General features: G+C 73.2%; 14 protein-coding genes. 7 read left to right on the top strand and 7 right to left on the bottom strand.

All coding sequences use genetic code 11. The annotated features are described in order from the left end of the window. Positions 1–104: 104 nt before the first annotated feature. Complete coding sequence (locus ACH4UK_RS23350) at positions 105–866, bottom strand: carbonic anhydrase (RefSeq protein WP_398359144.1); 762 nt, start codon at positions 864–866, stop codon at positions 105–107. 185 nt (positions 867–1,051) lie between these two features. On the opposite strand from ACH4UK_RS23350, the gene thpR reads away from it, so the two are divergent. Beyond that, the gene (gene thpR / locus ACH4UK_RS23345; RefSeq protein ID WP_398359142.1) at positions 1,052–1,708 is read left to right on the top strand and encodes an RNA 2',3'-cyclic phosphodiesterase; all 657 of its coding nucleotides are present in this window, start codon (positions 1,052–1,054) and stop codon (positions 1,706–1,708) included. A 25-nt stretch (positions 1,709–1,733) separates the two neighbouring features. Here the strand turns inward: thpR and ACH4UK_RS23340 are convergent, their stop codons facing one another. Both ACH4UK_RS23340 and ACH4UK_RS23335 read right to left on the bottom strand, forming a co-directional pair. Continuing rightward, positions 1,734–2,390 (bottom strand): maleylpyruvate isomerase N-terminal domain-containing protein, encoded by a 657-nt coding sequence (locus ACH4UK_RS23340; protein WP_398359141.1) that lies wholly within the window; start codon positions 2,388–2,390, stop codon positions 1,734–1,736. Positions 2,391–2,494: 104 nt separating this feature from the next. Then, positions 2,495–3,121, bottom strand: coding sequence for a hypothetical protein (locus tag ACH4UK_RS23335; RefSeq protein WP_398359139.1), 627 nt, complete (start codon positions 3,119–3,121; stop codon positions 2,495–2,497). 163 nt (positions 3,122–3,284) lie between these two features. Between ACH4UK_RS23335 and ACH4UK_RS23330 the strand changes: the two genes are divergently transcribed. Continuing rightward, positions 3,285–4,793 (top strand): MFS transporter, encoded by a 1,509-nt coding sequence (locus ACH4UK_RS23330; RefSeq protein ID WP_398359137.1) that lies wholly within the window; start codon positions 3,285–3,287, stop codon positions 4,791–4,793. A 22-nt stretch (positions 4,794–4,815) separates the two neighbouring features. Beyond that, positions 4,816–5,361 (top strand): TetR/AcrR family transcriptional regulator, encoded by a 546-nt coding sequence (locus ACH4UK_RS23325; protein WP_398359135.1) that lies wholly within the window; start codon positions 4,816–4,818, stop codon positions 5,359–5,361. Positions 5,362–5,373: 12 nt separating this feature from the next. On the opposite strand, the gene ACH4UK_RS23320 is transcribed toward ACH4UK_RS23325, so the two are convergent. Continuing rightward, a complete protein-coding gene (locus tag ACH4UK_RS23320) occupies positions 5,374–5,862 on the bottom strand; it encodes a MarR family winged helix-turn-helix transcriptional regulator (RefSeq protein WP_398359133.1) in 489 nt (162 codons plus the stop codon). 112 nt (positions 5,863–5,974) lie between these two features. Here ACH4UK_RS23320 and ACH4UK_RS23315 point away from each other — a divergent pair, with 112 nt between their 5' ends. Both ACH4UK_RS23315 and ACH4UK_RS23310 read left to right on the top strand, forming a co-directional pair. After that, complete coding sequence (locus tag ACH4UK_RS23315; RefSeq protein WP_398359131.1) at positions 5,975–6,385, top strand: Ohr family peroxiredoxin; 411 nt, start codon at positions 5,975–5,977, stop codon at positions 6,383–6,385. Between the two features lie 183 nt (positions 6,386–6,568). Beyond that, complete coding sequence (locus ACH4UK_RS23310; RefSeq protein ID WP_398359129.1) at positions 6,569–7,420, top strand: SDR family oxidoreductase; 852 nt, start codon at positions 6,569–6,571, stop codon at positions 7,418–7,420. Between the two features lie 78 nt (positions 7,421–7,498). On the opposite strand, the gene ACH4UK_RS23305 is transcribed toward ACH4UK_RS23310, so the two are convergent. Next, positions 7,499–9,016: an alpha/beta fold hydrolase gene (locus ACH4UK_RS23305; RefSeq protein ID WP_398359127.1), complete on the bottom strand. Its 1,518-nt coding sequence runs from the start codon at positions 9,014–9,016 to the stop codon at positions 7,499–7,501. Between the two features lie 93 nt (positions 9,017–9,109). On the opposite strand from ACH4UK_RS23305, the gene ACH4UK_RS23300 reads away from it, so the two are divergent. Further along, a complete protein-coding gene (locus ACH4UK_RS23300; protein WP_398359125.1) occupies positions 9,110–10,159 on the top strand; it encodes a MerR family transcriptional regulator in 1,050 nt (349 codons plus the stop codon). Here the strand turns inward: ACH4UK_RS23300 and ACH4UK_RS23295 are convergent. Further along, on the bottom strand, positions 10,148–11,059 hold the full coding sequence (locus ACH4UK_RS23295) for a LysR family transcriptional regulator (protein WP_398359123.1): 912 nt from the start codon (positions 11,057–11,059) through the stop codon (positions 10,148–10,150). The two genes, ACH4UK_RS23300 and ACH4UK_RS23295, sit on opposite strands and share 12 nt — an antisense overlap. A gap of 255 nt (positions 11,060–11,314) precedes the next feature. Here ACH4UK_RS23295 and ACH4UK_RS23290 point away from each other — a divergent pair, with 255 nt between their 5' ends. Next, the gene (locus ACH4UK_RS23290; RefSeq protein WP_398359262.1) at positions 11,315–11,833 is read left to right on the top strand and encodes a hypothetical protein; all 519 of its coding nucleotides are present in this window, start codon (positions 11,315–11,317) and stop codon (positions 11,831–11,833) included. 24 nt (positions 11,834–11,857) lie between these two features. Here ACH4UK_RS23290 and ACH4UK_RS23285 read toward each other — a convergent pair whose 3' ends face one another. Continuing rightward, positions 11,858–12,190 (bottom strand): winged helix-turn-helix transcriptional regulator, encoded by a 333-nt coding sequence (locus tag ACH4UK_RS23285; protein WP_398359121.1) that lies wholly within the window; start codon positions 12,188–12,190, stop codon positions 11,858–11,860. Positions 12,191–12,265: the final 75 nt, after the last annotated feature.

Here is a 12,265-nt window from a genome sequence, read left to right as displayed (position 1 = left end):
CTTCCACGCCGCCGGGCGGGGCCCCCGGGTCTGCGGCAGGCTGCCACCGGCCCCGCCGCCCGGTCGCGCCCCGGGGCCGGGGTGCGACCGGGCGGCGGTTCGGCTCACCTGGAGCGGTGTCGGTCCGCCCTGGCGGATCCGCCGACGCGGTGGACCAGCTGTGTGTTCAGTTCGTAGCGCGCGCCGACGATCTCCAGCTCTCCCGAGGCCACCTTCGCGGCGAGGTCGGGCTCGCCGGCCAGGCGCGAACGGACCAGCTCCACCTGGGCGCTGACCGTGGCGTCCACGCGCGCGTCGCCGTGCTGGGTGTGGTCGATCGCCGGTTTGATCTGGTCGGCCACGTACTGGATGTGCGCGGGCAGTTGCTCGCCCGACTCCTCGGCGTGGACGGCGGCGGCGACGGCCCCGCACGCCTGGTGTCCGAGGACCAGAACCAGCGGAATGCCGAGCTCCAGGACGCCGTAGGCGATGCTCCCGAGCACCGCCTCGTCCAGGACCTCACCGGCGGACCGTACGGTCATGAGGTCGCCGAGCCCCTGGTCGAACACCAGCTCCGGCGGAACGCGGGAGTCTATGCAGCCGAGTATCAGCGCGAAGGGATTCTGGCCGGACACCAGCGAATGCCGCACGGTGCGCGACTCGTGCGGGTGCCGCTGGTGCAAGGTGCGCCAGCGGCGGTTGCCCTGGGCGAGCGCCGCCAGGGCTTCGGCGGGAGTGGCGGGCGTGGCCGGGGCCGGTGCGGTGGTCCGGGTGGCGGCGCCGACCGGCGCGGCGCCGGCCATGAGCACGCCTCCCGCGGCGGAGGCGCGGAGCAGCGTGCGGCGGGTGGGCTCCGCCGACGTCGAGACAGGTGCGGTCGTTTTCACGCCCGGACGCTAACTCCTGGGCCACGTAAGCCTTTTCGTGCCGGACAAGTCTTGGCTCTCCCTTGACGAACTCTTGGCCATGGTTGAGCGGAGCGTGAGATCCGGCCCGCTCCGCCCTCCGGGGCCCGAGGCCGTTGTCGCCCCGCGTCGTGGCGGGGGCAGGGCAGGCACGTACGGTACGGCAGGTGAACGAACCGCTCGAAGCCGTGACCGGCCCCCCTGCGGACGCGCGCGTCCGGGCCACGACGACCCGCGTGTTCCTGGCGCTCGCTCCGCCCGACGACGCGAAGGAAGAGCTGGCGCGGGCGCTGCGTCCGGCCTATGACGCCTACCCCCGCATGCGGTGGAACCGCGTCGAGGACTGGCACATCACTCTGGCGTTCCTCGGCGAGCTCCCGGTCACCGCCGTTCCGCCCCTGATGCCTCCGCTCGCCCGGCTCGCGGCGCGACGACGGCCCCTGACGCTGGCGCTGCACGGCGGCGGGCACTTCGACGAGCGGGTGCTGTGGAGCGGGATCGCGGGGGACCTCGCGGGGCTGCGCGATCTCGCCACCGCCGTACGCGCCGTCGTCAGGGAATGCGGCGTCCCCTTCCCGGACCGGCCGCTGCGGCCCCATCTCACGCTGGCCCGCTCCCGCCGGGGCGACCACGCGGCCACCGTGGAGGCTGCCGCCGGGCTCACCACGTTCGCCGGCCGGAGCTGGCAGGCCGGGCGCCTTCACCTGGTCGGCAGCAACATCGGGCGCGGCCCGGGGCCGATCCGCTACCGGGACATCGAGGCGTGGTCCTTTAGCCGCGGGACCGGCGGGGCCGACAGCACCTGCGCGGCCGACGGGGACTGAGGGAGGCGCCCGCTCCTCCGGGGCATCAGCCCAGGACGAGCGGGAGGACGGCGGCCAGTTCCCCCAGTTCGGCGGTCTCGGCGTCGGTCGGGGCACGCCGTCCGGTGCCGACGAGCAACACGTCCTCGTCGGAGAACGACGCGGGGAACGGGGCCCCGCCGATCTTCTCGACCATCTCGCGTGAGCGGGCGAGCCCTTCCGGGGGCGGCCCTACCGCGTCCGGGAGGTGCATGACCAGGTCGAGGTGGTGCAGCGTCCACTCCAGTACGTACGCGCCGAGGTAGTCGCCCGCGGTGAGGACCTCCCCGCAGGTGCTGACCCGGAGGTCCGGATCGGCGAGCCGGGCGGCGCGGCCGGCGGCGGAGCCGACGTCGTCGAGGTGGAACGTGAGCAGAGCCGGGTCCTCGTACGCCGCGGCCAGCCGTACGGTCAGGGCGTCGAGCGGGTCGTCACCGGTGGGCGGCGCGGCGGCGACGGTCCAGTAGGCCACCGCGTCACGGGTCGGTTCCGTCTCGGCGGGCGTGACCAGGGTGATCAGGACGTCCTGCGCGTCGATGACCAGATGGCACACCAGGTCCCGTACGAGCCAGCCGGCACAGCCGGACGGCCGCGCGAAGTCCTCGTCGGACAGTTCGGCGACCGCCGTGCGCAGCGCTTTCCACGCGTGTGAGAAGAGATCCACACCGGAGAAGGTAGTGCGGTGCGGGAATCCCCGCCAGGCCGTTCGGCGCGCCCCGTTCCCTCCTGCCGGGGCGCGCCGGGGGCGTGAGCGTGCCGTCTCCTGGGTCAGACGGTGCCGGGCCGTGCGGGCCGGGCGTGCGTCAGCAGGAACTCGGTGGCCCGCGCGATGGCCTCGGCGGAGGTGCCGTGGACGGCGTCCGACTCGTCCTCCTGCCGGTCCGCGCCCGTGGCGGTGTACCACCAGGCGTCGGCGCCCGGGTCGTGGTGGATGACGGCGTCGCCGCCCGCGTAGTGGAGGGGGATGGACTCGCTGGCGGACTTCTTGGGTACCGCGTGGGGCCACTTGAGGCGGGCCGACTGGCGCTTGATGCCGCCCCATGCCGCGCCGAGCTGGGAGTAGCTGGCTCCGCCGCGCCCGGCGACGGTCGCCGCGCTCTCGGCCAGCCGGTCGACGGACCGCTTGGCTTCGTGGAGCGACCGCAACACCGCCAACTGCACGTCGGGGGCGGCCATGAGTGCGGCGTCGAAGGGTTTGCCGGCGGTGCGGTAGGCCAGTGCGCGGGTCGAGATCCGTTCCGCCAGCGCACGGACCGCGTCGAGGACGTGCTCGTCCATCGCGAACGTGTCGTCGTCACCGGGCTCGTTCCAGGCGGGGTCCACCGGGGTCAGGACCGTGGCCCAGAAGTTCTCATCGCTCTGATCAGGGGTCGGGATCGCCCTCACATCGTCCATGCGACACATTTAACTGCGGCTCCGCACCAACGGCAAGTTATTTTGTCATTGATGGTTTCGACAGGATTAACTGTCATTGACCGACTCCATAACTGTACCTTTCGAAAGGTACAGTTATGGAGTCCGTCCGGTCCGTTCGGTTCTCACAGCGAGGTGCAGGGAAATGATCATCAGCACGAGGCGGCGCTGGCTGCTCCTTGCAGTGGTGAGCGCGGGGCTTCTGTTGATCACGTTGGACAACTCCATCCTGTACGCGGCGTTGCCGACACTGGTGGAGGATCTCGGCGCGAGCAGTTCCGAGGGGCTCTGGATCATCAACGCCTACCCGGTGGTGATGGCCGGCCTGCTGCTGGGCAGCGGCACGCTCGGTGACCGGGTGGGGCACCGGCGGATGTTCCTGATCGGCCTCGCGGTCTTCGGCGTGGCCTCACTCGTCGCGGCGTTCTCCACCAGCCCGGAGGCCCTGATCGCCGCACGGGCCTTCCTCGCCGTCGGGGCGGCCGCGATGATGCCCGCCACCCTGGCCCTGATCCGCGTCACCTTCGACGACGAGCGCGAACGCAACATGGCCATCGCGATCTGGGGAACCATGGCGGTCGTGGGCAGCGCGCTGGGCCCGATCATCAGCGGGATCCTGTTGCAGCACTTCTGGTGGGGATCGGTCTTCATCATCAACATCCCCGTCGTCGTCGCGGCGGTCGCCGCCACGCTGGTCCTCGCTCCCCCGAACGACCCGGACCCCTCGAAACGCTGGGACCTCCTCTCCTCGCTCCTGGCGCTCGTCGCCCTGGTCGGCCTCGTCATGGCCATCAAGGAGACGGCGAAGACCGACCCCGCCCCGGCGGTCATCGCCACCGCCGTCCTCGCGGCCGTGCTCGGCGGGTGGACGTTCGCCCGGCGTCAGCATCGCCTGCCCTATCCCCTGCTGGACTTCGCGATCTTCCGCAACCGGGCCTTCCTCGCGGGGGTGCTGGCCGCCGGATTCTCCCTGTTCGCCATCGCCGGCATCCAGCTCGTCACCACCCAGCGCTTCCAGCTCGTGGAGGGTTTCACCCCGCTGCGGGCCGGGTTCCTCGTCGCGGCCGTCGCCGTCGGCGCGTTCCCCACGGCGATGCTCGGGGGCGCGATCCTCCACCGGGTCGGCCTGCTGCCCCTCATCACCGGAGGCCTCGCTCTCGGCACCGTGGGCACTGTGCTGGTCCTGATGAACTTCGCCACCAGCATGGGTCTCCTCGTCACCGGGCTGATCATTACCGGCAGCGGTCTCGGCGCGGCCATGTCCGTCGCCTCCAGTGCGATCATGGGCAACGTGCCGGCCCGCAGGGCGGGCATGGCCTCGTCCGTCGAGGAGGTGTCCTACGAATTCGGCAGCCTCGTCGCGGTCGCCCTCCTCGGCAGCCTGCTGACCGCCGTGTACTCCGCGACCATCGACCTCCCCGCAGGGGTGTCCGACCGGGCGCGCGACAGCCTCGACAGCGCGCTCGCGCTGGCCGGCGAGGGGGCGGGGGCCAACACCCCGCTGGTCACCGCCGCGTCCGAAGCGTTCGACGGCGCGTATCTCGCCGTGATGATCGTGGTCGCCGCCGTTCTCGCCGTCGGCGCCCTGGTGACCGGCCTCCTGCTGCGCCGCCACGGCCCCGGCTCGGCGCTGTCCGGCCCGGCACACCACTGACCCGACGGAACGGGAGCACTCCATGCGCACCAGCAAGCGAACCCAGATCCTCGAAGCCGCCACCCGGGTCGTCCAGCGTGAAGGCGTCAAGAGCGTCACCTTCGACTCGGTCGCCGCGGAGGCCGAACTGACGAAGGGCGGCCTGCTCTACCACTTCGCCTCGCGCGAGGAGCTGGTCCAGGCGATCCACCAGCACCTGGCCGACCAGTGGGAAGCCGACCTGGTGGCGGCGGCGGGGAAGCCCGCCGCCGAGGCCACCCGGGGCGAACGGCTGGCCGCCTACACCCGGGTCGCCATCCAGAGCGCCACACGGGCCGAACTGCTGCTCATGCTCGAGGGGTCGACGAACACCGCGCACGCGGCCGTCTGGGATGCCGTGACGGAACGGTGGGCGCCGTCCCCGGCATCGGCGGCCGGCGACCCGGCCGCGCTCGACCGGTTCATCGTCCGCCTCGCGGCCGACGGCCTGTGGCTGTACGAATCCCTGACCACGGAGCGACTGACCCCCGAGCTGCGGCGGGCCGTCGCCGAACGCATCGCCGACGCCCTGACCCACGGCGACGACTGAGCCGAGGGCGGCTCAGTAGGCGTCGGCGGCCTCCCCCAGGGCGGTGGTGAGACGGCCGAGGACCTTCTGCAGGCCGAGGACCTCGTCCAGGGACAGGCCCGTGGCGGCGAGCACGCCACGGGGGACGGACAGGGCGCGCTCACGCAGTCGCGTGCCCTCGTCGGTCAGGTCGATCAGGACGGAGCGTTCGTCCTCCCGGCTGCGCTCGCGCCGGACCAGTCCGGCCGTCTCCAGCCGCTTCAGCAGCGGCGAGAGGGTCCCGGAGTCCAGGTGGAGACGCTCGCCGATGGCCTTGACCGGCTGCGGTCCCTGCTCCCACAGGACCAGCATCACCAGGTACTGCGAGTAGGTGAGCCCGAGGTCCTTCAGCGCCTGCCGGTAGAAGCCGCCGAACGCCCGCGACGCGGCGTGCAGCGAGAAGCAGACCTGGTGGTCCAGTCGCAGCAGGTCCGCGTCGGGGACGGCGGAGAGGTCGGGGGAGGCGCTCGGAGCGGTGGTCATGAAACCAGCGTACCGCCGACCACGCCATTGCATTGCGCACAACTTAATTGTGTGCAATCTTTATGGCCGTGGCCGCGACCATCCCGGTCGGGGCCCCAGAGGAGGGTCACCCATGGACGCGTTGTACACCGCCGCCGCCACCGCCAACGGCCGCGAGGGCCGTGCCGTGAGCTCGGACGGTCAGGTCGACCTGCCCCTCGCCATGCCCCCGGCCCTCGGCGGCAACGGCAAGGGCACCAACCCCGAACAGCTCTTCGCCGCCGGCTACGCGGCCTGTTTCGCCAGCGCGATGGCCGCGGTCGGCCGCGAGCTGAAGGTCGACACCAAGGACGCCTCCGTGACCGCCGAGGTCTCCATCGGCAAGGACGGCGACGGCTTCGGGCTCGCGGTGGTCATGCGCGTGGAGCTGCCGGACTCCCTCGCGGGCGAGGTCGGACAGAAGCTGGTCGAGGCCACGCACGCCTACTGCCCGTACTCCAAGGCCACGCGGGGCAACATCGACGTCGAGCTGGTCATCGAATAGGCAGAGCGGGGGCCGGTCGACGACGTTCCCGGCCGGCCCCCCACCTCTTCGCGTCACCGCACCGCACCGCACCGCACCGCACCGCACCGCACCGCACCGCACCGCACCGCACCGCACCGCACCGCACCGCACCAATAATGGTGCAGTTGATGTAACTGATGCACCGCATGCACTAATAGCCCCATGTCCTATGTGATCCATGGCGCGACAGGCGCCCAAGGTTCCCCCGTCGTCTCCGCTCTCGCCGCCGCGGGCGAGCCCGTCGTGGCCCTGACCCGCGACGCCGACGCCACTGTCGGCGGCGCGCGCGTGGTCGCGGCCGACTGCTCCTCGGCCGAAAGGCTCGCCGACGCCTACCGCGGCGCCGCGGGCGTCTTCGTCCATCTGCCCCTGGGCGAGGAGGAGGACCGGCGGCGCTACGCGCACAACATCGTCGCCGCCGTCCGCGAGGCCGCACCGGCGCGGGTGGTGTTCTCCACCAGCGGCTCCGGTGGGGGCGCTCTCGCCGAACCTGCCGACAGCGCGGTCTCGGTGCTGATCGCCGGACTGGCGGAGAGCCAGGTGTCCCACGCGGTGGTAGCACCGCGGCTGTTCCTGGAGAACCTGCTGCTGCCGCCGATCGCCCGAGCGGTCCGTGAGGAGGGCGTGCTGCGCTACCCGCTGCGCGCCGACTTCCCCGTCTCGTGGGCCTCGCACCTGGACGTCGCCGACGCCGTGGCCGGCCTCTTCCACCGCCCGGACGTGACGGGCACCATCGCCGTGGGGCAGTATCCGGCGCTGACCGGCCCCCAGTTGGCGCAGGCGTTCGGCACCCGGCTGGGACAGAACGTGACCTACGAGGCGATCGCCCCCGCGTCCTTCGGCGCCTCCCTCGCACCCTTCATCGGCGAAGGGGCCGCCACCGGAGTGGCCGGTCTCTACCAGGCGCTCGGCAGGCTCACGGACAACGTGATCACGCCCGAACAGTCGGCACAGAAGCGGCTCGGCCTCGCTCCGCGGACGACCGGCGGATGGCTGGAGGACATCGGGCTGTAGCTCTCCCGTGCGGACCGACCCCGGAGTTCCGGTGCGGGTCCCCGGAGCGGGCCTCCGGGGACCCTCCGGCGCGGCGGCTCAGTCCGTGAGGCGGGCCAGCACCGCGCCCACCGCCCGGTGCACGGCCGCGCGCGTCGCGTCGGTCGCGTCCAGCGTCTCGAAGCCGTGACGCCCCTCCGGTACGTCGATGACCTCGACGTTCGCCCCGCAGCGCCCGGCCTCGGTCAGGAACTCCCCGACGGTCGCGGCGATCTCGGCGCTCTCCCGGCCCGCCCGGACCAGCACCACCGGCAGCTCGCCCGCGCGAGCGATCGCCCGGGACGGGTGGAACCGGGCGTCGGTCACCCCCCAGCTCGGCAGCGGCGCGAGGATCGGGTAGTTCGCCGCCACGCAGCGCAGCCATGGCGGGGGCGTCGCCAGCCAGTCCGCGAGGAGCGGGCCGCCGCCCGAGAAGAACCACAGGGCGACCCGGTCCTCGTCCACCCGCGGATCGGCACGCACCCGCTCCACCGCGTCGGCCACGTCCGCGGCGGCCCGTTCGTAGTCGGTCACGGCGTGCAGGCGGTGGTCCAGCGTCACGCCCACGGCCCCCTGCCCCGCCACCTGGTGGGCGTATCCCTTCAGGGTCGGCCAGTCGCGGGGCGTGGGCCGTGCCTCGGCGGGCACCGGGCCGCCGTGCACGAACAGCACCGCCGGGTGCGGCCCCGGCCCGTCCGGCAGGTACAGATCGATGTTCCCGGTCCGTTCGCGTGGCCGAGCGGGAGCGTCGAGCAGGAACGGCCGCAGGTGGGCGGGCGGTCGGGCGGCGTCGGCCGGGGTCAGCCGGTGGCCCCCGCCGGACGCGGCCTCGATCAGGACATCGGCCAGCGCGGCGGGGCAGGACAGCATCGGCCAGTGCCCCGTCGGCAGTTCGAAGAAGGCGACCCGGGCCTCCGCCAGGGCCCGGACGGCGGGATCGCCGACGTCCACCATGATCTGGAGCACCTCGACGCCCGGCCCGTTGCCGGTGCACAGCACCCCGGTCACGGGCACCGCGGCCACGGCTCCGGTGAGCCGCAGCGGCTGGAGCAGCGTGCCCAGCGGCTGCGGCGACGCCAGGGCCGTGAGCCCCTCGATCGCGGCCCCGGAAAGCCCTGCGGTGCTCCCCCAGCGGGACCACGCGTCCCGGGCCGGGGGCTCCAGATCGCTTCCGGTCCCGCTGGCGGCCCGCTCCGCCAACTCCTTCCGCAGGCCCTGGTCCGGCACCACTGCCAAAGCCGGGACGCCGTCCCGCGGCATTCCGGCGTCCAGATGGACGATCCGGGCGACCGAAGCGGCCCGCCGGTCGGCCGCGCCGAGCACCGGGTGGATGCCGTAGTCGTGCCCGACGAGCACGATCTCCTGGTCGGACTCCGCCGTCACCGAGTCGATCACGGCGAGCACGTCCGCGACATGGGTCTCCAGGTCGACGGCCCGGCCGGGCTCTGCGGGGCGCCCGCCGAGCCCGGTGAGCGCCACCGTGTGCGGCTCGGCGCCTCGCGCGGTCAGCCGGGCTGCGGTGTCCCGCCACACGTGCGGGCCGGTGAACGCCCCGGCCACCAGAATGAATACGGTCATGGTCCCTCCTCGTCCTACGGTCTTCCGCGCCCCGGCCCGATCCCCCGGCGGCGCTCGCCGGTACCGTAGGAACTCCCCCTGGTGGAGGTTCAAGTGTTCTCGTCTTACGACGGCTTGTGCACCATCGGTGAACTGGCCGAGCACGCGGGCGTGAGCGTCAAGACCGTCCGCTTCTATTCGGACGGCGGGCTGCTGCCGGAGACGTCCCGCAGCACGGGCGGGCACCGGCGGTACGGCCCCGAGGCCGTGGAGCGGCTGCGCATGATCCGCTCCCTGCGCGGTCTGGATCTGTCGGTTCCCGAGGTGCGCCGCATCCTCGACGAGCAGGACGCGCAGGGCGGGGCGGGGACCGGGGACGCGTTGGAGGACGCCGTGGCCGGACGGCTGCGCGCGCTGGGATCCGAGCTCGCCGCGCTGCGCTGGCGGGAGGCCGCGCTCCGGCTGGTGCAGGAGTGCCCGCCGGCCGAACGGCCCGACCGGCTGCGGCTGGTCGGGGCGGTCGCCGTGCCGCCGAGCACCGCCCCGCTGGCCCGTTTCTGGCGTGCGTGGCTGCCGCCCCGGATGCCCGCCCGGTCGGTCGGCGCGTTCCTGGAGCGGGCGGTGCCGCATCCGCCCGATGATCCCCGGCCGACCCAGGTCCTCGCCTTCGCCCGGTTGCACGCCTTCGTGACCCGTCCGTGCGACGGCGGGGGCAGCAGCCCTTGGCAGCCCAGGGCGCACGGCGGCGCGGGGGCCCGCACCTCGTCCGTGCTGTACGCGGGGCTCGCGCAGGCCTACGACCTGGCGGGCGGAGAGATGCGCGGCGGCTCGGCACCCGGTCCCGGGGAGGCGCTGGACGGGTTCGTGGACGCGTACGCGAGCACGTACGACACCCGGGACACGGCCGGCTTCCGCCGGGTGCTGGCCGGCCGGCTCGCGGCGGATCCGCGGATCGACCGGTACTGGGAGCTGACGGCCGAGGTGATCAGCGCTCCGGGCGGCCGCCCCGAGCCGACCCCGGGGTCCGCGCACGACTGGCTCGTCCGCGCCCTGGACGTACACCTGGGGTCGACGGTCGGCCACGGGGGTGGGCGGGACGACGGGGCGGGCGCGGGGCCGGACTCCCCGGCGGCGAACGGGGTGCGGGCCGGCTCACCCCGGTGAGCCGGGCCGGATGTGCTTCTCGGCCGCCTCGCGCAGGAACTCCCGCAGGGCCAGGGCCGCCGGGAGCGGCGCCGCGGGCAGGGCCACGTGCACGGCCCGGCGCAGGGCGGGGTCGGTGAGGGGGCGCAGGACGAGCTCTCCGGGGACCGCACGGGCCGCAAGTGAGGGGACCAGGGCCACGCCGAGCCCGGCGGCCGCGTAGCCGAACTTCCCCGACCATCCGGCGATCCGCAGGAGCCTTCTCGGGGTGAAGCCCGCTCGGGCGCAGGCGTCGGCGAGCATCGTGGGGCGGTCGCCGTACGCGCTCTGGATCCATGCCTCGTCGCGCAGTTCGTACAGGTCGACGGCCTCGGCCCCGGCCAGGGGGTGCCGGCGCGGCAGGGCGACGAGCAGTTCGTCCTCGCACAGCGCGGTCGTCGTGATGCCGTCGGCCAGGGGCAGACCGTACGGGTAGTCGCTCACGACGGCGAGGTCCAGCGTTCCGTCCGCGAGACGCCGCATCAGCGTGCCGGTAGGGCTCTCCACCGCCGCCACCTCTAGGTGGGGCCGGGCGTCCGCCAGGGCCCGGAGCGCGGCCGGCAGGAGGGTGATGTTGGCGGTGGGGAACGCCCCGGTGTGCAGCGGCCCGCCGTCTCCGGCGTGCAGCGCGGTGAGGTCCCGCTCGGCGCGTGCCAGGCGGTCCAGCACCTCCACGGCGTGTCGGTGCAGCACGCGGCCAGCGGGGTTGAGCCGTACGCCGCGCGGGAGCCGTTCGAGCAGCGGCCCGCCCGCCTGGTGTTCCAGTGCGGCGATCCGCCGGGACACCGCGGACTGCGTGTAGTTGAGCCGGGCCGCCGCCTGTGTGAACGATCCGGTCTCGACCACGGTGACGAGCAACTGGAGCGATGCGTTGTCCCACATGTCTTCCCCCTGCCGCCCTGCCGCTGTGCCCGTCGCGCGTTGCGCGTTGCGCGTTGCGCGTTGCGCGTTGCGCGGTCAACGAGCATCCTCTCCGATCACATTCCTTCCGCGCATGGGTTCCATGCGATCCAGTCGCTGGTGTCATGTCGCGGTCCCCCATAGCGTCGGGCGCACGGCGGCGTCGGAGGGAAGGGCGCGCGACCGTCCGGGCCCGCCGTTCGCTCGGCCGAGGGCACGGCGGGGCTGGTGGCAGCGATGGCGAAGGGGCGGTTCACCGTGTGGCAGACCAGGAGCGGACCGGAGTTGGGGCAGCGGATCGGCACGTACAACGCCGTGAGGGTGCCCGGAGTACTCGCCCAGTTCGCGCTGCGGACCATCACCCTGCTGGTGGTCGTCCTGATCGTCGCGCTGATCTGGATCAGGCCGAACTCCGCCCTGCTGAAGGGCGCGGTGGCGGCGGCCGTGGTGCTTCTCCTGTTCGGGCTGAGGCTGGTGTGGCGCGCCCTCGTGGCCCGGCTCGGCGGCAACCAGTGCCGGCTGCACCGGGGCGGCATCGCCGTCACCGGTCCGCTCGGCGGGGTGCGGGACGCGGTGGTGTGGCGTGAGGTGACCGGGCTGCGCAGGATGAGTGGCGCGTCGCTTCTCATGGCCTTCCACCGGGTTGAGCTGGAGCGGCACGGCAGGCCGCCTCTGACCTTCACCGCGCTGGGGCTCGAACCCGCCCTGATCCCGGTCCTGTTGCAGCTGGCCTCGCGCAACGGGCTTGAATTCTGAGCCTGTTCCGGCCGGGGCCCTTCGTCATGAAGGGGTGTCGGCGGGCTCCGGAATCGATACGGCCCAGGCCGCCATGGCGTCGAGGACCTCGCGCAGTCCCTCGCCGACGGGGGTCAGCCGGTACTCGACGCGCGGGGGGATCTCCGCGTACGCGGTGCGGGTGACGAGACCGTTGGCCTCGAACTGGCGCAGTCTGCTGGTGAGGGTGTGCGGGCTGATGCCCGGGAGGGCGTCGCGCAGTTCGGTGAAGCGGTGCGGCCCGTGCAGCAGCTCGCGCACGATCAGGGTGGCCCAGGGGCCGCCGAGCAGGACGAGGAAGCGGGCGACGCCGCACTCGGGGAGTTCAGCGGTGGTCATGTCGCCAGCCTAGCCTTTGGTGCAGTGGGTGAAGCCGGTGCACTCCCCGCACCATCGGGCGTTCGGAGCCTCGGG

Source organism: Streptomyces sp. NPDC020884, assembly GCF_044333935.1.
Taxonomy (GTDB): domain Bacteria; phylum Actinomycetota; class Actinomycetes; order Streptomycetales; family Streptomycetaceae; genus Streptomyces.
This window is presented reverse-complemented; position numbering and strand designations above follow the sequence as displayed.

What these genes read in the sequence shown, in the direction of transcription:
- ACH4UK_RS23335 (WP_398359139.1), bottom strand. Translation starts at nt 3,121, where the DNA reads ATGGACGATGTGAGGGCGATCCCGACCCCTGATCAGAGCGATGAGAAC.
- ACH4UK_RS23330 (WP_398359137.1), top strand. Translation starts at nt 3,285, where the DNA reads ATGATCATCAGCACGAGGCGGCGCTGGCTGCTCCTTGCAGTGGTGAGC.
- ACH4UK_RS23325 (WP_398359135.1), top strand. Translation starts at nt 4,816, where the DNA reads ATGCGCACCAGCAAGCGAACCCAGATCCTCGAAGCCGCCACCCGGGTC.
- ACH4UK_RS23320 (WP_398359133.1), bottom strand. Translation starts at nt 5,862, where the DNA reads ATGACCACCGCTCCGAGCGCCTCCCCCGACCTCTCCGCCGTCCCCGAC.
- ACH4UK_RS23315 (WP_398359131.1), top strand. Translation starts at nt 5,975, where the DNA reads ATGGACGCGTTGTACACCGCCGCCGCCACCGCCAACGGCCGCGAGGGC.
- ACH4UK_RS23310 (WP_398359129.1), top strand. Translation starts at nt 6,569, where the DNA reads ATGTCCTATGTGATCCATGGCGCGACAGGCGCCCAAGGTTCCCCCGTC.
- ACH4UK_RS23305 (WP_398359127.1), bottom strand. Translation starts at nt 9,016, where the DNA reads ATGACCGTATTCATTCTGGTGGCCGGGGCGTTCACCGGCCCGCACGTG.
- ACH4UK_RS23295 (WP_398359123.1), bottom strand. Translation starts at nt 11,059, where the DNA reads ATGTGGGACAACGCATCGCTCCAGTTGCTCGTCACCGTGGTCGAGACC.
- ACH4UK_RS23290 (WP_398359262.1), top strand. Translation starts at nt 11,315, where the DNA reads ATGGCGAAGGGGCGGTTCACCGTGTGGCAGACCAGGAGCGGACCGGAG.
- ACH4UK_RS23285 (WP_398359121.1), bottom strand. Translation starts at nt 12,190, where the DNA reads ATGACCACCGCTGAACTCCCCGAGTGCGGCGTCGCCCGCTTCCTCGTC.